Raw genomic sequence first — 18,746 nt, 5'->3', positions numbered from 1 at the left:
AAGACCAGAGATCCATGGAATCATTCGCTTCCCCAGGGAATGCTCAAGATCTGTCGCCATGACATTCTGCCAGAAGTCTGGAAACGGTAATTCAGTTCGTGACTACTGATACTGCCCCCGGCGCCCTGGGTTACCGCAGATCGACTGCCACCAGCCCCCTGATGGATAACGGGAGACGACGCATAGCCCAGCCCCAGATTGACTCTTTTTATGGAAAGATCAGCGCTGGTTTGATCGCCCTGATCCTGCTCACCCAGAACGGGATCGGGTGATGCTGTCCCCGTCTGGTAATGCAAGCCGACCAGAGTACTGGAACCATCCACACGGCAACTGTCTGCTGATGGCTTGTATTCAGTGAACAGAATCAGAGAAAACAATCGGGAAGCCGAGGTGATTGACCGCCCGGCGGGAATAACACCATCACCCTCTAAATCAATCATCCAGCCACTCTTGGCCGCAATCACTGACTGAAGCGCAGTAAAGCTACTGACGGTTGAGGAGTCCACTGTATAAGCCACATTGCCGCTGCTGGTTTTTTTATTGATGTTACCATTGGTGTAGACCTGAACGTCCGTCGTATTGACCAGATCTGATAAAGACACCGCATTGTAGGTTAAAGCACCGCTGCTATCCTGTGGTTCCCTGAAACCATAGAAGGACTGTGCTTGTGTTGTGCGATTGTCATCATACGTCAGTAGTCTTCCACTCCCTACATAAAGCCAATGATGACGCTTGTCTGAGGCCACAACAGGGGCGGCTGAAATCGGCTTCCCGGTATCAAGAAGTGTTGCCAGTGTTGAGTCGGCCATAGTGTTTTGCAGACGCAATCTCATAAGTTTGCCATCCAAAGTCGAAGCACCTGTTGCAACTGCTCCGAGATAAACGGCATCGTCTTTATAATCCCGATCCCAATCCACAGCTGTAATATTACCTCCGTATGCCTGAGAAACCCCTGAATCCATCGGCGCCATGCCCGACACAAAAGCTTTACTTTTCAGATCATAGACAAAGAGTTTCAGATTCTGATTACTCGACCCGTCATCCAGTGCCGTTCGTATGCCAGACTCCCCTGTACCGATGGGTCCTGATGCAAAAACCAGATACCATTCATTCGTCGTAGGTGTTTGACTCCAATCATCTTCACCCTGGCTGTCTTTGGCAGCCACACGACGTTTTACCAGAGCAGGGCGAGAAGTGGTAAAGCCCAGTTCCGGATGGGTTATTTCCGCCAGCAGTTTAGGGGGCTCCTCTGGATTAGTGATATCCAGCACTACATAGGCAGAGCGAAGTGTTTTGTTATTCCCACCCAAAGTCACCTCGTAATCACCGCCACCAAGACGCATACCCATCACCAGCACGGTTCCCCAGCCGCCGGGATAATCACTGTCATTACTGTCAAAAATGTTGGCATCGAAAGTTACAGGCTCTGCATCCATGTAGTAAACATGGGGATAGTCCGGCTCTCTCAACCACTGCAGATGAGGCAACAGATTCATGGGCGTATAAGCCCAAAGTTCAGAACCCAGTGGATGGCTGACTTCGCTGTTATCCCCCGTTGTGTTATAGCCGTATTGACTGTCATCCCAGAAGCCACCGTTAAAAGCGTGGATCATGCCGTCATTAGCCCCTACGTAAAGCATGTGCCGACGGTTTTTGTATTGGTTGTAGAAGGAGGTATAGGTGGTATCGGAATAGAGGGCATCAAACCGACTTTCCGGAGAAGACACCAGCTGTGGTGTTGAATGAATAATATCACCCAGTCGCCAGACATCATCGTCTCCGTCTTCATCGTAGTCAATGGTTCTAGGACGGGTTCCGGAGATCTCCTCACCGCGAACATAGTTGATGACATTGGCAACCTCAGAAGCTGAAACCCCCAGATAACCCTCGCTTGTGCTGAATGTATCAGGCGTCAGTGGCAGAGTTTCACCGATATCAACAACACCATCATTATCTTCATCCAGCCAGGTCAGAATATGGCGGCCACCTGAAGCGAGGGAACTGAAGGTACGCTGACTGGTGACGTTGGAGAGACTGGATAATTGATCTCTGGCATCCCAGATTGCATCCAGCTGATTCAGGGACTTAAGAGCGCCGTCGGGCGTCAGTGTTACCCCTGAATCTGAAGTGGAATATCTCTGAAGCAGCGTCTGGTTGGAGTTGGGGTCAAAAATCAACTTCACGACTTTATCGACCGTATAATCATCAAGCTTGTCATTACCATTGCTGTCTTCGCGAAGTAAACCCTTACTGTCGACAAAGAGCGCGTGAAGCATACCACCCCAGGAAATGGTCTTACCGTTGTACTCCATAACGGGTTGAAACAGCGCCTGATAGAGAACACCTGCGCCAGTCTGACTGTTCGAAAAAAGTGCCGCGTTGGTGGCGGAGGACACCCTGCTGACGATATCCTGCAACACTTGCCCCAGCTGAGCTTCTAACTGGCTGGGGTTACGAGCGAAATAATAATTGTCAGGTAAACCATCTGCGCCTATTGAGCCTGTAGTATTATTCCGGCTATCCCACTCCCGGTCGTCATCTGAAATCCCATCGCCATTTTCGTCATACCTGGGCGTACCATCGCCATCAAGATCAACAAAGCCACCGTACTTGGCCGCAAACCAGAGCGGTTTTTCAAGTAGACCTGCTGAGTTGCCGCTGGCCGTAAAGTTATTCACTTCATAATCCGTCTGCCCTTTGTAGACAAAATCGTTTTGTAATCCATCGTCGTAAGTACCAGTCATTGTGTAACTGAACCTCAGGTTCAATCCGGCATAAACACCATCTACTTGGACAGCCATTCGCACCTGGTCACTGCCAAAACTACCCACACGCAGGGTTGAATCTGAAGTGGCTGAGCACTGGGCTCCAACACAAAACTTAATGCGTGAGGAAGCGTCATAATCAAAATCATTACCCCAGAGAGAGTCCTCCCAGGTAAACAGCAAGCTGCCTTCCACGACCTCACCATCAGAGTTCAGTACTGTATTCTCTACCACTACATCAGTGAGTGTGCAGTCACTACCACTGCCAGAGAAATTCGTTCCGGAACCAAAGTTGGAGCTGGTATGACAAACCGGTTGGAAAGTGACAGGCTTACCACCCGCATTCAGGGTAAAGCTAGGCATACTCTCTGCCAATTGAACGGCATAGGTTTTGACTTTCTGCACACCATCAAGAGTAGTGTTCAAATCGGTCTGGTTGCCATAGAACGCCAATCCGGACGCCTGATAACTCCCCTCCAGCTGAGGCAACTCAGGACACAGGCCTTTGGCTTCTGACAACCCATTAAGATACTTAGCTGTACACTGTCGCGTGCTACCTGTACCTCCAACCAGATAGTTACCAGCAAAGTTATTGTTATATTCAAGCTCACCTACTTCATCGGTTTTGCTATTCACACTGGCAGTACCCGACAAGCCAGGCAAATCGGCACTACTGGAGAGTTCGTCGGAATCAAAAGAGTTCAGTCCGCTGGACAACAGGATAATTGAACAGTTGGCACAGGCGTTGGCTGAAGTGACGGGGGCAATCCAGGACTCGGTCGACAGTCCTGACACAAATTGATCATCAACACTGGTATCAAAAGCACTGCTGGGTGATGACTGACCGGCAAAGTATCTTAGAGCCTCCAGATACATTTCAGCCAGTGGATTCCCCCAGTTGCTGCAATGACGATTTGAATAAGTTGAACGCCCTGATTTAAAGGTATCAATGGAAATGCCATAAGTGCTGCAGTCGGTATATTTATTCTGACTGTAGCTGTACCTGGCAATTCTGAAGCTGTTGATGTGCTGTATGATGCCATTGACAGAGCCGTTAAAAATACCGGTAGATACATTGACCTCATCATCAGAAGACGACGAGTTACCACCAATTTTGGAGATATTTCTTCGCAGCAAGCCACCAGAAATATTCTTGTCGTAACTGCCGCTGATCAAGCCAAACCGGAGACTGCCATCTTCACCATAGCGTTGCAGCAATCCCACCGGTTTGGCGTTGCCATTAGAATACTCTCTGCAACGAACCGACGTTGATGCATCTTTACCTGCTACACAGGATTCAACCCGAACCGTTTTTTCTGCTAACTCATAGCTGCTGGAAGGACTGTTAGACGCACCCCACTGGCACTGAATCACTTCAGTAGAAGCCCAGCGTGGCCATTGACCACTGGCAATACGAACCTTTGGTTCACCAAGTTCACTGGTCGCCAGATTACAAAAACTCACAGAACCACTGTAAGGAGTCAGACTGGCAAGATCACTGCCATTGTATACTTTGACAAAAGCATGAATATCTCTGGGCAAATAGGCTCTTTCCAGAACGGTCAATGATGAACTATCAGAAGAACGTTTACCCCCAAAGAGCACCCTTCTCAGAACATCCATTCGACTCATGGTCGCCCAATTCAGAAAATTACCACTCCATGGTGCACTTGCTGTATCACAGAAGTGACTATGGGTACCGGTTGCCAGTGCAACCGGTGAAAATCGCCCATTCGACGAACTGTACGAATAGCACCACTGACTGTCGAAGTACCCCAGGTATTCGAAGTCGTCTTTATAGGTCACATCCAACTGACCATCACCATCCAGATCCGAGTAATCCGGGTAGGCTTTTTTAAACAGCTCGTGATCAACCGACATCACCAACATAACCAGAGGTTCCGAGCTTCGACTTAACAGAGGTGGCACCGATGAATAGAGATTCGATGAGGGATCTGCTGATACCAGAGTGGACCAGACTGACAAAACAGACAGGCTGTTTATCAGCATTTGCTTCATCTTCATGACTGCACTCCTTGAGCTATAGCTAGTCATTTTTTTTATAAGTAGTCTGCAGCATGACCCGGGCATCTGTAGAACCACCCGTTGCCAATACGGTAATCCGATAAAACTGCGCCCAGTCAGTAAAACTGCCCGGGTCGGGGACAGGGCCATCACTTTCCTTGGGTAGATAGCACCGGAACTCAACGATGTATTTAGCCTGAGCAGATATACCTTCCAGATTAATGACCGTCGTTCGATGTTTTGAAGAGGAAGACCAGACAGACTCATCCTCCCAGGGCCTGTCACTGCCATTTTCACAGGTTCCTGCATCGGTAATTTCAGCGCCACTGAAACAAAGCCCATTGCTGCAGCCTGAATTAAAACTGGAAAGGGAAAAAACGGTATTGGCAATGTAATTTTCAGCTTCGAGCACTGCCACTTCGGCAGAGTGAAAGGCTAATTGTTCATTTCGAAAGTTACCGGTCATTTTCTCTTCCAGACTGGTCATCCTGATCGAAGTAATACCGGCTACTGTGAGAATCAATAGCAGCACCAGACTGACCATTAAAACGCTTCCCTGTTGAGACTTCATTGTGCTTTTCATTGAGCGATCCTCACTGCGGAATTCGATTCCGCAACTCCATAGTGATCACAAAAGATCGACGTAAAAAATTATCCGAGGGTGTTATGCGGTTTCCGGCAAAAAAATAGGACTGAGGGGTGTCCGTCACCTCCTGAAAACTTCTAAACAGCATCTCCATACGCACACTGGTGACATTTTGCCAATCAAGACTGAACAACCCTATCTCTGAAGCGGTTCGATATTGATTGGCAATGCCATCGTCATCGCTGTCATAGCCATAAAGCAGACTTAAACCTTCTACACCTTCAAGAAGCGCTTCAGCTGAATTAATCGCTCCAGAGGAAGTTTCTCCGGCAAACCTGCGATAGAGATTCGGGACACCGTTACTGTCCCGGAGGTAGTAAACGACAGAAGACAGAGGAAAAACCTGTGAACCGGTATGACTCTCAGCTTTGGCGTCCGCAGCGGATGTCAGACAGTTATAGCTTCCACCCAATTGGCTGGTGCAGTTATACAAGTTGCCACTGGAAGCTGATTCGTGAGAGACCATTGAGCCACTGGTATTGGCTCCGGCACGAAAAACGGAGACCCCCTGACAGTCAGAGCGAACCGCAACCAGAAGATCTCCTGAATTAAAACTATGAGGAGCCGACAGCGTCATTCTGGCCGTTCCGGTATTGTGGCTGATGACACTCAACGCGCTTTCCTGATCAACCTTGTGAATGACAACACTCTCTGAAATAGCATTGCTGTCGACTCTGGAATTATTGGCCTGGGGAACACCCAGAATGCCCTTATCAAAGTGTGCCATCCAGATGCGGTCATCCGTGCTGGTAAATAAAGCATTGGCAAGATCCGAAGAGGGAGGGCAACCTGTAGAGCCAGCCATACGAATATCCCGCGCGATCAAATCAATGGCAAAGCGCGCATTTTCCTGAATGCGGGAGAGTTCATCCTGTAACATGTAAGTGCGATTGGCACTCAAAAAAAGGTGCCCAATACCCGCGATAAGAATCAACCCCAACAGCAGGGCGACCATCATCTCTACCAGTGATAACCCTGCCTGCTTCACCCCCTCTCTATTCATAGTGCACTCCTCAACACCACTTCACGTGCTGCCTGGGCACTATGGGAATCATTGAATTTCAGAGTGATGACATAGACACGGCCTGAGGAAGTATCTTCTATGGCAATAGAGCCTGTAGCATCGGGTAGCTGACAGGCCAGCTGGAATTTCCATTGCTGCACATCATAGGTTGCTAACTGTGACTCACTGCAGGTTGCAGATTCACAGCTATTAATAAATTCCTGAGTCGTACAGGCAGCGGCAACATGCTCTGTTTCCAAAGTGATGTAATCACTGCCCGTAGCTGCGACTGTTTTATTCGCACGAATACGATCCATCATATCGTTGACAACAATGACAGCCTGGGAGCGGAGATAAGCCAACTGGTTATGCTGGAGGCTTTTGGTTTGCAGGCCAGCCATGCCCAACACACCGACGGAGATCACCAGCAGAGCCACCATGACCTCGATCAGGCCAATACCCTTCTGATACAGCTGGTTGATCAGGTTGCGTGTACTTCCTTTCATACGCACCTCAGTAGATTTCACAGTCTATTCAGTTGCAGGTTCCCGACTCTGACACCCTTGCTCTCCCGGTGAGACTCAGAACTATCTGCCTGACTTCAAAGCCACTCGAATTGGCTTCGCACAGAGTAAATGTGCCTGCCAGCCGGGCTTGTCCATGAGGGTTAAAACCCAGCGTGTTGCCATTATTCCACTGCATGGAAATCAGATTATCCGTATCTCCAAAGACTCTGATTAACTGATCTTCCGAGTCGAGAGCACCATCAGCATCTTCATCTGCAAACACCAGCCACCCTGAGCTCCAGTTCATCAGTGAGTTATCACACCCAGACCCATTACTGGACTTGCAAATCGAAACAGGACTTCGTCGTTTAATCGCCTCACTTCGGGCCAGCAACATACTGCCGAACAGTGTCTGGGTATTAGCAGCAACACGACGATCTGCCAGTACATCTTTCATTGAGGGAGCTGCAACAGTGATAAGAATCGCAAAAACAGACAGTGTGACCAGCATTTCAGGAAGCGTCATCCCTGCCCCGCTTTTCCATTTTTGGCCCGATCCGAACACCATAATCAGTTCTCTGTTTCGATACTTTGGGAAGAAGGTTTCTCATCGTTTAACTGCACTTTAGTTGTCTCTGATCTCAAACCGTAGAAGCACTGTAAGAAACTCGGATAGCAAGATCGCTTCAACCGACCAATGGCAAAAACCGCTTGGTTTTCAGGGATAAAAGATTTCGGCAGGGGGCAAAGTGGCAGGTACTTATAACAGCTCATCCAGATGAAATACCGCTTATCGGTATCTACTGCCAACTGCAAAAACATTGTGTTCAACTCGGCCATGCAGGGATCGGTACACTGCCTGCGGCTTTCGAAAAGAAGAAAAATAAATACAAGAAGAAATGCTTTTTCATGGATGTTCAGCCCAAAACCAAGACGAATGGCTTCACACTGGTGGAGCTGATGATTACATTAGCCATTGTGGCCATATTGGCGACTGTTGCATTTCCATCCATGCAATCGTCCATTGCTAATAATCGAGTTCGCTCCCATGGTCAGGATATTGCCAGTATTCTCAATTTTGCGCGTTCCGAAGCCATTAGCCGGGGAATTTCTGTCGTTGTTACACCAACCAATAGTTGGCTTGGAGGAGCAAGTGTTTCTGCAAATGGCGTTGCTATCCAGGAACTACCCGCTCTCGTTGGCTCTACAAATATTACTAACAACTCAGCAAGCTACACCTTTGACTCAAGAGGCTTAACGATTAATAACACAGCCATTGTCGTCAACCACAATGACTCAGACAACGAAGTAAACATAAATATATCAGCGGGCGGCGCAATTACTGTTAGTGAGGGCCCAAAGTGATGACAACTTATCAGGGAAGAGGCAACAGCAAGCATCAGAAAAAAGGTTTCACTATGATTGAAACCTTAGTGGCATTAATCATTATCTCTGTGGGTCTTCTTGGTGTTGCCGGTCTGGTCAGTGAATCCCAGAAGAATGTTCAGGAAGTACAGCAAAGATCAATAGCCCTTCAACTCACAAACGACCTTCTGGCCAGAATGACTGCCAACCCCCAAGGACTTGCTAACTACCAGGGTAATATAGTTGCCGCCTTAAATCAGCCGGGAACACTCTGTAATCAGAACAATTCCAACTGCACCCCCGCTCAACTTGCAGCCTATGATCTCTGGGAGTGGAGCGCCTATCTTTTCGGTAGTTCTATACAACTGAACAATAACGACGCAGGTGGTCTTATTTCTCCCACAGCCTGTATAACAGTCAACAACGATGATGATGTCACTCTTGTGATTGCCTGGAGAGGCAAGTTTCAGAGAACGGATAGTAATGCTGCGCAGACCTGTGGCACAAATAGCCCAAATTATAACGGCGGCAATGCCAATGATTTACGCAGATTGATGGTTGTTGATACAACTATAAGCTAAGGGATAGTGCTCATGAGAAGCCAACTAAATTCGCTCCATAACCAATCTGGCTTATCCCTGATAGAAATCATGGTAGCCATGACGCTATCTCTTTTTCTTTTAGCAGGTGTTGGTATTTTGTATATCAATACATTCACAATACAAAGAGACAGTAATCAGAGAGTTGATCTTAATGACAACAGTAGAACGGCTCTTACGGTAATATCAAAACACCTGAGATCAGCTGGATACGGCAACGGTCTTGGAATAGGAAGTCTGGATACCAACGGCCTTTCTATAAACCCCGCAAATAGTGACTGTGATAACCTCGGTGCTGTTTATAACTCGCTGACCCCTTTTCTTGCGGGTCGTTCCTCTGCCGATATTCTTGGATGTGCAGTTGGCCAAGTTGGGAATTACACCGTAAATGCCGGCTCTCCGTCTGACTGGATTTTATTCAAAGGTGCAGTAGGCCCGGCACTGGAGTTCGATCCTGCCAATGGCGTCAACCAGCTTCAGGCAAACACCAATTATATTTTTTCCAATACTCAACAAGGCCAACTCTTCAGAGGAACTAATCCACCTGCGACTCCGGAAGACGAAATAATCAGGGAATATCAGTTCAGTCTTTTTTATCTTTTTAACAACAATCTTCAGTTGACAAGGCTCATCAACGATAGCCTTGTCACAGATACTGTTGCAAACAATGTAGAAAGCATGAGGGTAGTTTTAGGTATTGACGATAACGAGGATGGTCAGGTAAATCGGTATGTTGGTGTACCCACCAATACACAAAATTGGACTGCAGATCAATGGAATAGTGTTATCTCAGCCACCATTTATATTCTTACCACGAGTGACAATGATCCGGGCTATCAAGATACACGTTCTTATTTGATGGGGGATATCACTGTTGCAGCACCTAATGACAACCGTCACCGTATCTTAGCCAGTACCACTGTCTACCTATACAATCAGGCATACAGGTAATTTACCCATGCATAGAAGTTATTCATTGTCGCAAAAAGGTATGATTCTGCTTACCTCACTATTATTCCTGCTTATGCTGACTGCAGTGGCTGTCACCTCTGTAAACTATTCGAACCTGTCACCGAGGAAGTTGGCTAATGCGGAACTTAAAACGCTGACATTTAATCAAGCTCAAGGGGAATTGAATGAAGTCAATGCTCTCGGTATGGATCAATTAACGCCAAATCAGTGTCCCGGAGAAAGCCCCAAAAATACTTATAATCCAACGGAAGCGCCTGCGGGCTCAACCAGCGCTGAAATCCAGAATCATCGTTGCAATACTGCTTCTGATACCTCTGCTAATTATCTAACAACAACAGCAAACACTCCAAGAAAAGAAGATGCCAGCGGTGTTGGTAATTATTCCGTTGAGTATTATCGCTTGGAAGCTGAAAGAGAGCAGTCCGGAATTCGAACTTCGATTGCAATGAATAGCTATAAGGGATTACTGGGCGACCAAAGCGGCTCAACATTTGGCCTTGATGAAGGTCGTACTGTCACCATAGGTGATAACTTTCAGTCAAACTAGGTCAAATTAAAATAAAAGTATTAGACGCATGATCCTCTTTAAAACCAAGAAGTACATATATTCTGTAGTGAGAAAACTCTCAATCCTGAGTCCTTTACTGCTGAGTTTCACTGCTGGTGCTGATGACACTGATATATTTATTGGCGGTAACATAAATAATAATGAACGCCCTCAAGTGCTTGTCATTTTTGATAATTCAGGAAGTATGAATGAATCAGCAGGCTCACTGACTCTGCAATATGACAATAACGTAACTTATCGCAGGCTTAGCTCTTATCCTTATCGTGACAGGTTATATGACGTCAAACTTCGTCATAAGATAGTTCCAATTGATTCAAGTGAGCAGAATTGCGAAACATTGGAAAACAATCAATTCCGTTGTAATGGCAATTACCTGAACTGGTTCAGCAGGCGACTAGATCTTGCGAAAGATGCGATTCAGACTCTTATCAGTGATAATACTAAAGATATTGACTTTGGATTGTCGATTTTTAACTCAAGCAAAAGCCCAATTGGTCATTATGGAGGATATATATTTAATGGCGTGAGACAACGAAACGCAAATGAAACACAGAGTCTGATCAACTTAGTAGGTAATATCCAAGCAGAAACTTGGACGCCCCTTTGCGATACTTTTTATGAGGTTTATAGATACCTTACTGAAGGGTCTATTTATTTTGGCCAAAACTCTTCAAAAGGTGATACCTCAGTAGAGTCTAATGGCGATTATATTTCTCCTGTTAGAAGCTGCCAAAATTTGTATGTTATCTACATGACTGATGGTGAACCCTCCCAAGACGGCTCCAGAAACAATGCTATAAAAAATTTGAGAATCAATGGTACAGATCGGATTGCAACCTGTGATAAATATAAAGATTATCTAGACGAAATGAGTGAGAACTGTTTACCTAAACTTGCAAAGTATCTCGCCAATCCAGGGGAATCAGGCTTAGACGGAAACTCATCTACAGGTAGTCAGAAAGCTTACACTTATACTATTGGTTTTGCTACAGACCAAAGCTTACTCTATGACACTGCCAGAGAGGGCAATGGTGTTTGTTACACTACCGTTGGAAGTAATACAGACTCAGAATCTGGCTGTATAGCCGTTGATGATATAGCCTCGGCTTTTCAAGGTGCAATCAAAGAAATTTTGAAACGAAGTAGTACATTTGTTTCACCCGCTGTCGCTGTTAACAGCTTTAATAGAACAGAAACCCTTGATAATGCTTATTATTCGATGTTCCTGCCTTCAGAATCGTCCCGTTGGACGGGTAACATCAAAAAACTGAAAGTTTTCAAGTCCCAGACAGAAACTCCCGAATGTGGAAATGGCGATGACTATGACGTGGGCACTGTCGTTGATCGTGGATGTGATCAGGCTTTGAAAGAGGGTTCCAGTCAAATTGATGATGGCGCTTCTACCTACTGGGGAACAATCAATGATGGTGATCAGGTGGAAAGTGGTGGTCTGGGTGAACAACTGCTCACCAGCCGGGGCTCATTCTATACAAATATTGTTACCTCCGATGGCTCCGAGCAAATTAGCTCTCTTGATAACATTCCCGCTTCAAGTTTTAACATTGCTTCAGGCAAGACCTATAGCGCGCAAAATCTGATAAGCTGGCTAAAGGGTGGAAGTGATGCCAGTGGATCTAACAGAGGGTGGGTATTAGGAGATATTCTCCACTCCAGACCTGTAACATTGAACTATGGAGCGAGAACCAATGCCTATACACAAACCAATCCTGATATACGAATAGTGTTTGGTACCAACTTTGGTCAGCTCCACTTTATAGAAGATCAAGGAAATACTGTCAGAGAAAATTGGTCATTCTTTGCCAAAGAAAGTGCTCCTATCGTTCCGTCAATCTATGAAAATCTTGATGATGTACCTCACCCTTACGGACTGGATGGTCAGATAAGTTTATTGCGTCTTGATGTAAACAACGACGGTAGCATCAAGAAAGCTGACAAAGACCGAATGATCCTGTTCTTTGGCATGAGGCGTGGAGGTACAAGTTACTATGCTATTGATGTGACTGACCCGGAAGCCCCTCCAATACTCTTGTGGAGAATTGATAATTCAACACCTGGCTTTGAAGAAATGGGCCAAAGCTGGGCACCTCCAGTACCTGTTATCTTACCCGGCCACCGATTCGTGGAAGAAACAGTTTCCGGCAGTTCAACGACAAAAACCGTATATTATAAATACGCATTAGCTTTTGGTGCAGGATATGACGGTGACGGAATTAATGGTAAAGATGATGATCGCACAGGTGAGGAAATCACCGACTTAAATGGTGAGACCAGATACGAACGCTATTACTCAACCAGAGGACGTGGCATTTACTTTGTTGATGCTGCAACCGGCAGCCTTATAAAGTCGTTCACTGCTCCCGATACAGATGATACCAATGACAACGACGCAACCCGTTTTGAATACAGTGATTTAAAATGGAGTGTACCTTCCCCACCCGCAGTCCTCGACAGCAATGGTGATGGTCTGGTTGACAGGGTTTATGTACCTGATTCAGGAGGGAATGTTTTCCGAATTGATATCGGGAAAGACTACAACGATGAGGGTGATGAACTGGCGATCTGGTCAATCTTTAAATTTGCAGAGCTGGGAGCTGATGCCCCAAGCAACAAGCCTTCACCCGATTCAACTGATGACAAGAGGTTTATGTATCAGCCTGAGATAGTTAGAACTGTCCACAGAGGCGAAGCCTATGATGCTGTTGTTCTTGGAACTGGTAACCGTGCCAACCCACTTACAGAAACAAATCTTGATCACTACTATGTTCTCAGAGATAAAAACCTGTTTTATCGTTACTACAAATCCGGAGACTGCAATGGATGCACCACGCCTCCAGCAACAATAAGGCACTCCGATTTGTATAACGCCACAGCCAATACCATTCAGACAGGCACAGCTATTGAGCAGCAGGAGGCTCTGAGTCAACTGGCAGGCTCCTATGGTTGGTATATTCAGCTTGAATCTACTGGAGAGAAAACAACAACGACGGGACAAGTGTATGGAGGGCAGCTTCTTTTCAGTACCTACTCACCATCCAGCAATCCCGGGGCTAATATTTGTACTCCTGGTGTAGGGAGTAGTTATTTTTATGTTCTAAATTTACACACTGCCAGTGCAATCCGACAAGAAGATGATAGCTGGGTCAGAAAAACAGCCTTATCCGTCATCGGCACACCCGGTGATGCCACTATCTTTTCACCGGGTGCCGGAAAAAATCTTGTTGACTTAAATACCGGATATAATGGTATCCCAAGCGAAATAGGATTATACCGTTACGGTTGGGTAGAGCAGCAGTAAAGAAGCACTCACTATGATCAATAATCAAAATACAATGAACAGATATAATGGCTTTACACTAATAGAACTTATGATTGTAGTTGCAATCATAGGCATTTTGGCTGCAATAGCATTTCCCAGTTATCAAGCCTTTCTCACCGATGGAAGAAGATCAGAAGGTCAAACGGCTTTGTTGCAAGCAGCAGGTCAACAGGAGCAGTTTTTTTTAGACAATAAAGTCTATACAACCGATATGACGGCACTTGGCCATGCCACTAGTCCATTTATGACTGAGGATGGGTGGTATTCTGTTTCTGCCGCCTGTGCTGTGGGTGGCTGTCAAAATGGATACACACTGACTGCCATACCCCAAGGTGCACAGGCCGCTGATGGAAACCTGACGCTTGATTCACTGGGTAGAAGAAACGCAAACTGGGATAACTAATTCTGAAAAAGCCCTCAAAAAACCCGAGGGCTCCATTCCAAAAAAACCAATCACCCCACAAAAATCTCAGCCACCATAACATGACTCCCCCCCGGTTCCAGCCCAACAGAAACCTGGGGCAACGTTATCGTTTCCACACAAACCATAGACTTATAATCAAAAGTAGGCACATCATGCATTTTTTCTGCCCGAACAGGTCCCGGGTTCCAGACGACTGTGCCGTTGCTGCCGGATTTTTTGATGGTGATTTTTCTTCCCAAACCAGGATCGTGAAGGATGCAGGCTTCGCTATCATCAATATAGGTTCTGTCGACTTCACCCTGAATGATCACATCCCCTTCCTGAATGCAGGCTCTGCTGTCGTCAGTCTCATCCAGGTAACGCTTGCCATCCAGTCCTTCAATCCAGATCAGGTCCGTGTTTGATACGGTGAAATAAGTATGCAATGCCTGACTGATTTCAACTTTTCCTGCTCCAGTGTTTCTCGAGGTCAGACTGATTCTTAGTGTTTTGCCAACAATAATCTCTATAGTTAGGCCTGCTTTACCATCCCATTCCGGAATACTGTCAATTGGTAATGACAAAACAACTCGAGTCTCGCCAGTCTCCAGCGTGTCAGTCAACTCAAATTTCCAAAGCTCTGTACGGGCAAAACCGTGATTGGGGCCTCCTTCCTGTCGAGGACCAAACCATGGCCAGCAAATGGGCACGCCACCACGAATCGCTTTTCCCTCAACCATATCCGCTAGCGGGCTCATCCACAGGACCTTCTCCTGACCTTTTGGCTGATAACTTAAAACCTGCCCTCCCTGCAGGGAAATCATAGCTTTGGCAAAAGGATTGTCGATTTCAAGAACAGGCACAGCGCCTATCATTCTGGGTTTGAAAGCAGAATTCGTTTGAAAAGTCATAGCGAAACTTCCTGAGTTGTAACATCAGAATAACAGACCCACATTTCTGTGACATGATCAGGCACCTCATCGACACATGCATTTACATCTATACCTGCAGATACACTGATAGCAGGGTATGCGGTCAGTCTGGACTTATTGTGGCAACCAAAAATTTACAAGACTATGAAAGAGTATCAAAACTTCAGATAGAGAATTGGGTAAGTAGACGATAAATATCGTATTTTGGACATCCGCTAAGCCGGATTGAATATGGGATCAATAACTATTTTATGAAAGGGAAGCTCAGGCTTCCCTTTTCGTTGTTATCAGAAACTTAAACCCACCCACAACCAGAGTTTATCGGTATCTACCTTACCAGCAGCATCATCGCCTGCAGTATAGGTAGCATATTTCACACCCGCGTTATAGTGCTTCCCAAACTTCTTGCTGTAGACCAGGTCGATCTCTTTACCCAGATCTTCAATAGTGGAGGTCTCTTCATCAGCACTAAAATCGTGATAGGTGACCGACCACTTACCACCAAAAAGCTTGCCACCAACTGTGGCATAAAGATCTTTAAGACCCTGAGCAGGAGTGCTCAGGAACTGATCCGCCCAACCATTGAACTTATGAGCAGTAGCAAGCGGCGTCGAGAAGCCATAATTGCCATCATCGGAGCCCAGTACTTCATAACCCACTTTGGTGGTAATACCGAATATCGCTACTCCACCCTCGACAAAGTAGAAATTGGCGTCGTATTTATCTGAGCCTGATTCGGACTCCTGAGTGGCAAACTCTCCGGTGTAGAGGAGTTTCAGGTCACTGACATCTGCGGAACCTGAGAGTCGCACGCCGTAGGTATCCAGACTGTTGTCGGTATCATCATCCAACTCAAGCAAGTATGCATAGCCGGTCAGTTTTCCTAAGGGTGTGGCATAAGAAGCGTTGAGCAAATGATCCTTGGATCTCAGATCCTTTTCTTCCGCAAAAATCCGGTTGCGTTTGTTGATGTAGGCGTATTTCAGTGACAGTCCTTCAACCGGCATATAATCAGCGCTGAATGCATTAAAGGTTTGTCGATCCTGTCGCCAGCCCACATGCCCAACAAAACGTTGATTATCATAAGCGATAACCTGTCTTCCGAGCTTGGCTGTCAGCCCTTCCATTTTATATTGAATAAATGCCTGATCGACTTCGGTCACTTCCGGATCAGCAATCACGGAATAGTCAGCACCATTGCCAACCGCATCATTGTAATCATCGATACCCGCTATAGACCTTGAATCTTCAAATTCCAAAAGGCCAGAGAAACCGTAGTAATCCCCTGTCTTGTATCCCAGTCGAGAGCGAAGGGTCAGTGCTTTGCCATCTTTCAGGGTATTGTCCTGATCAACCGTTTCGTATCTGAGCCTGAAGTCACCATACGCCTCTCCGCCGGTAAGCGCTTCTATAAATTCGTCAGCCTGAACCTGAGTTGTTGAGACAGCAGCTGCCCCCGCAATAGCCGCTGCCAGTAATGTTACCTTTGTGTGTTTCAAGGACTTAAACTCCGTTTTTTTGTTGTGAAAAGCCTTTTATCGCATGGACGACAAAAAATTATTTTTCTCGCTCATTGCTGATTTATTGTTGTTATTGTTGATTGAGCTGCGTTATATCCCCCCGGATACTACGCGGCCTGAAAGCTTTCCTTACTGCTGGAAGCTTCTTTTTTCTTTTTATGCTTGCTGATGTTTTCCACCTTGCGCTGTTTCTCATAGAGGAACTTCAATACTTCAGAGCGCAGGCGGGTATACTCAAGGTCTTCCGCCAGAGCCAGACGATCTCTGGGACGTTCCAGATTGATGTCAAGAATTTCGCCAATAGTGGCTTCTGGCCCATTGGTCATCATGACGATACGATCCGAGAGCAGTACGGCTTCATCCACATCATGGGTAATCATGATGACGGTGTTATTCAGCTCCTGCTGGATCTCCATCAAAGAGTCCTGCATATGAGCCCGGGTCAGGGCATCAAGAGCACCGAAAGGTTCATCCATCAACAAAATTTCCGGCTGCATGGAGAGTGCCCTGGCAATGCCGACACGCTGCTTCATACCTCCGGAAATTTCATCAGGTCGCTTGTGCATGGCATGCTCCATGTGCACCAATTCCAGGTTGTGCTCTATCCATTCTTTTGTTTCAGACTTGCTTTTTGAGCGTCCAAATACCTGCTTAACCGCCAGCTCAACGTTCTGATAGGCTGTCAGCCAGGGCAGCAGAGAATGATTCTGGAACACCACGGCTCTTTCCGGTCCCGGTTCCCTGACCTCCTTACCGTTAAGGACTACACCCCCGGTAGTGGCCTGGTAAAGCCCGGCAACAATGTTCAATACGGTTGACTTACCACACCCCGAATGACCAATCAGCGAAACAAATTCTCCTTTACTGATCTTCAGGTCCACGCCTTTGAGTGCCGTGAAAGGTCCTTTTGGTGTATCAAACACCATGTCGATATGGCTTATGTCTAATAGAGTGCCCGCTGCTTTTTGAGAGTTCATGTCCGTCACCTCCGTGAATTAACTGACTATGCCGGCCTTGTCCCAGGAGACAAAGCGCTGCAGCTGAAGCATGGTGCGATCCAGCAGAAAACCGATAAACCCGATGACGATAACGGCCACCATAATCCGGGCCAGAGAGTTGGAGCTGCCATTCTGGAACTCATCCCAGACGAACTTTCCAAGACCGGGGTTCTGAGCCAGCATTTCCGCAGCGATCAGAACCATCCAGGCAACCCCTAACGACAATCTCATGCCGGTGAAAATCATCGGTATGGAAGCGGGCAGAACAATTTTCTGCACATGCTTCAGGGCTGGCAGTCTCAGCACACGGCTGACATTCACCAGATCCTTCTCAATAGAAGAAACGCCCACTGAAGTGTTGATTACCATGGGCCACAGACAACAGAGCGTGACGGTAATCATGGAATTTAAAAAGGACTTGGCTACCAAAGGGTCAGGACTGACATACACAGCACTGACGACCATGGTCACCAAAGGTAGCCAAGCCAGGGGAGAAACCGGTTTAAAAATCTGAATAACAGGATTCACTGCCGCATTCAGGGTTTTATTCAGTCCTATGGCAATCCCCAGGGGTATGGCGATGACTGCTGCCAGGACAAATCCACTCAGCACAGTGATAAGGCTGGTGAAGATCTGGTCCAGAAACGTTTCTTTACCGGTGTAGGCACGAATTTTGGGTACGTAATCCGGGTCCTTGGCCAGTCTGGCTTCGATACGCTTCTCTTGTCGCTCATAGAAGGCCTGCTCTTTGAATCGTTCGGCGCTGTGTTCTTCATAGAGCGACCCCATTTGCTCCCAGACTGCCGAGGGTCCGGGAAATTGGCCCAGTGATGTATCAATTTTGCTGGCGACCCCTGACCAAATCATCAGAAAGACCAGGATGCCGGCAAAAGGAATCAACAGGGTTTTAAAGGTTATTATTATTGTTGTTTTAAGATTTTCAGAAATAATTGGCTTGTTAGTATTGTTATTGGCCAACGCAGTTTCAGTTGTCATGTTGGTTCTCTCCCCCAAACAGCCTTGAGCGGAAAATTCAGCCCATCCCAGAACATAAAACAGTGCACAAATCGTGATGGGGCTGTATTTTCAAAATCATCAGCCCGAGCT

The 18,746-nt window shown here is 46.6% G+C and carries 15 protein-coding genes; 6 read left to right on the top strand and 9 right to left on the bottom strand.

The window, feature by feature from the left end; all coding sequences use genetic code 11:
* Positions 1-20: 20 nt before the first annotated feature.
* The 5 genes from ACOJUN_RS16090 to ACOJUN_RS16070 are packed head-to-tail and all read right to left on the bottom strand — an operon-like array spanning position 21 to position 7,513.
* On the bottom strand, positions 21-4,790 hold the full coding sequence (locus tag ACOJUN_RS16090) for a pilus assembly protein (RefSeq protein WP_422132951.1): 4,770 nt from the start codon (positions 4,788-4,790) through the stop codon (positions 21-23).
* 22 nt (positions 4,791-4,812) lie between these two features.
* Complete coding sequence (locus ACOJUN_RS16085; protein ID WP_422132950.1) at positions 4,813-5,373, bottom strand: pilus assembly PilX family protein; 561 nt, start codon at positions 5,371-5,373, stop codon at positions 4,813-4,815.
* A gap of 10 nt (positions 5,374-5,383) precedes the next feature.
* Entirely contained in the window at positions 5,384-6,439 is a 1,056-nt protein-coding gene (locus ACOJUN_RS16080) for a PilW family protein (protein ID WP_422132949.1), read from the bottom strand.
* Positions 6,436-6,945 (bottom strand): type IV pilus modification protein PilV, encoded by a 510-nt coding sequence (pilV, locus tag ACOJUN_RS16075; RefSeq protein WP_422132948.1) that lies wholly within the window; start codon positions 6,943-6,945, stop codon positions 6,436-6,438. The genes ACOJUN_RS16080 and pilV (ACOJUN_RS16075) overlap by 4 nt, the downstream gene beginning before the upstream one ends.
* Positions 6,946-6,973: 28 nt before the next feature.
* Positions 6,974-7,513, bottom strand: coding sequence for a GspH/FimT family pseudopilin (locus ACOJUN_RS16070; RefSeq protein WP_422132947.1), 540 nt, complete (start codon positions 7,511-7,513; stop codon positions 6,974-6,976).
* Positions 7,514-7,656: 143 nt separating this feature from the next.
* Between ACOJUN_RS16070 and ACOJUN_RS16065 the strand changes: the two genes are divergently transcribed.
* From ACOJUN_RS16065 to ACOJUN_RS16040, 6 genes are read left to right on the top strand one after another with little or no spacing between them, the layout of a single operon-like run.
* Positions 7,657-8,310: a GspH/FimT family pseudopilin gene (locus ACOJUN_RS16065; RefSeq protein WP_422132946.1), complete on the top strand. Its 654-nt coding sequence runs from the start codon at positions 7,657-7,659 to the stop codon at positions 8,308-8,310.
* Positions 8,310-8,891: a type IV pilus modification protein PilV gene (pilV, locus tag ACOJUN_RS16060; protein ID WP_422132945.1), complete on the top strand. Its 582-nt coding sequence runs from the start codon at positions 8,310-8,312 to the stop codon at positions 8,889-8,891. The genes ACOJUN_RS16065 and pilV (ACOJUN_RS16060) overlap by 1 nt, the downstream gene beginning before the upstream one ends.
* 12 nt (positions 8,892-8,903) lie before the next feature.
* Positions 8,904-9,860, top strand: a complete 957-nt coding sequence (locus ACOJUN_RS16055; protein ID WP_422132944.1) for a PilW family protein — start codon at positions 8,904-8,906, stop codon at positions 9,858-9,860.
* A gap of 7 nt (positions 9,861-9,867) precedes the next feature.
* Entirely contained in the window at positions 9,868-10,428 is a 561-nt protein-coding gene (locus tag ACOJUN_RS16050) for a hypothetical protein (RefSeq protein ID WP_422132943.1), read from the top strand.
* Positions 10,429-10,456: 28 nt separating this feature from the next.
* Positions 10,457-13,765: a pilus assembly protein gene (locus ACOJUN_RS16045; protein ID WP_422132942.1), complete on the top strand. Its 3,309-nt coding sequence runs from the start codon at positions 10,457-10,459 to the stop codon at positions 13,763-13,765.
* A 13-nt stretch (positions 13,766-13,778) separates the two neighbouring features.
* Positions 13,779-14,189, top strand: a complete 411-nt coding sequence (locus tag ACOJUN_RS16040; RefSeq protein WP_422132941.1) for a type IV pilin protein — start codon at positions 13,779-13,781, stop codon at positions 14,187-14,189.
* Positions 14,190-14,239: 50 nt separating this feature from the next.
* Here ACOJUN_RS16040 and ACOJUN_RS16035 read toward each other — a convergent pair whose 3' ends face one another.
* From ACOJUN_RS16035 to ACOJUN_RS16020, 4 genes are all read right to left on the bottom strand, one after another.
* Positions 14,240-15,100: a D-hexose-6-phosphate mutarotase gene (locus ACOJUN_RS16035; RefSeq protein WP_422132940.1), complete on the bottom strand. Its 861-nt coding sequence runs from the start codon at positions 15,098-15,100 to the stop codon at positions 14,240-14,242.
* Between the two features lie 308 nt (positions 15,101-15,408).
* The gene (locus ACOJUN_RS16030; RefSeq protein ID WP_422132939.1) at positions 15,409-16,620 is read right to left on the bottom strand and encodes an alginate export family protein; all 1,212 of its coding nucleotides are present in this window, start codon (positions 16,618-16,620) and stop codon (positions 15,409-15,411) included.
* Between the two features lie 128 nt (positions 16,621-16,748).
* Positions 16,749-17,618: an ABC transporter ATP-binding protein gene (locus ACOJUN_RS16025; RefSeq protein ID WP_422132938.1), complete on the bottom strand. Its 870-nt coding sequence runs from the start codon at positions 17,616-17,618 to the stop codon at positions 16,749-16,751.
* Between the two features lie 18 nt (positions 17,619-17,636).
* Entirely contained in the window at positions 17,637-18,635 is a 999-nt protein-coding gene (locus tag ACOJUN_RS16020; protein WP_422132937.1) for an ABC transporter permease, read from the bottom strand.
* Between the last annotated feature and the right edge of the window lie 111 nt (positions 18,636-18,746).

It is taken from the genome of Endozoicomonas sp. ALD040 (genome assembly GCF_049275945.1).
Taxonomy (GTDB): Bacteria; Pseudomonadota; Gammaproteobacteria; order Pseudomonadales; family Endozoicomonadaceae; genus Endozoicomonas_A.
Note: the sequence above shows the minus strand (reverse complement) of the source record. Positions and strands in the feature narration are given on the sequence as shown.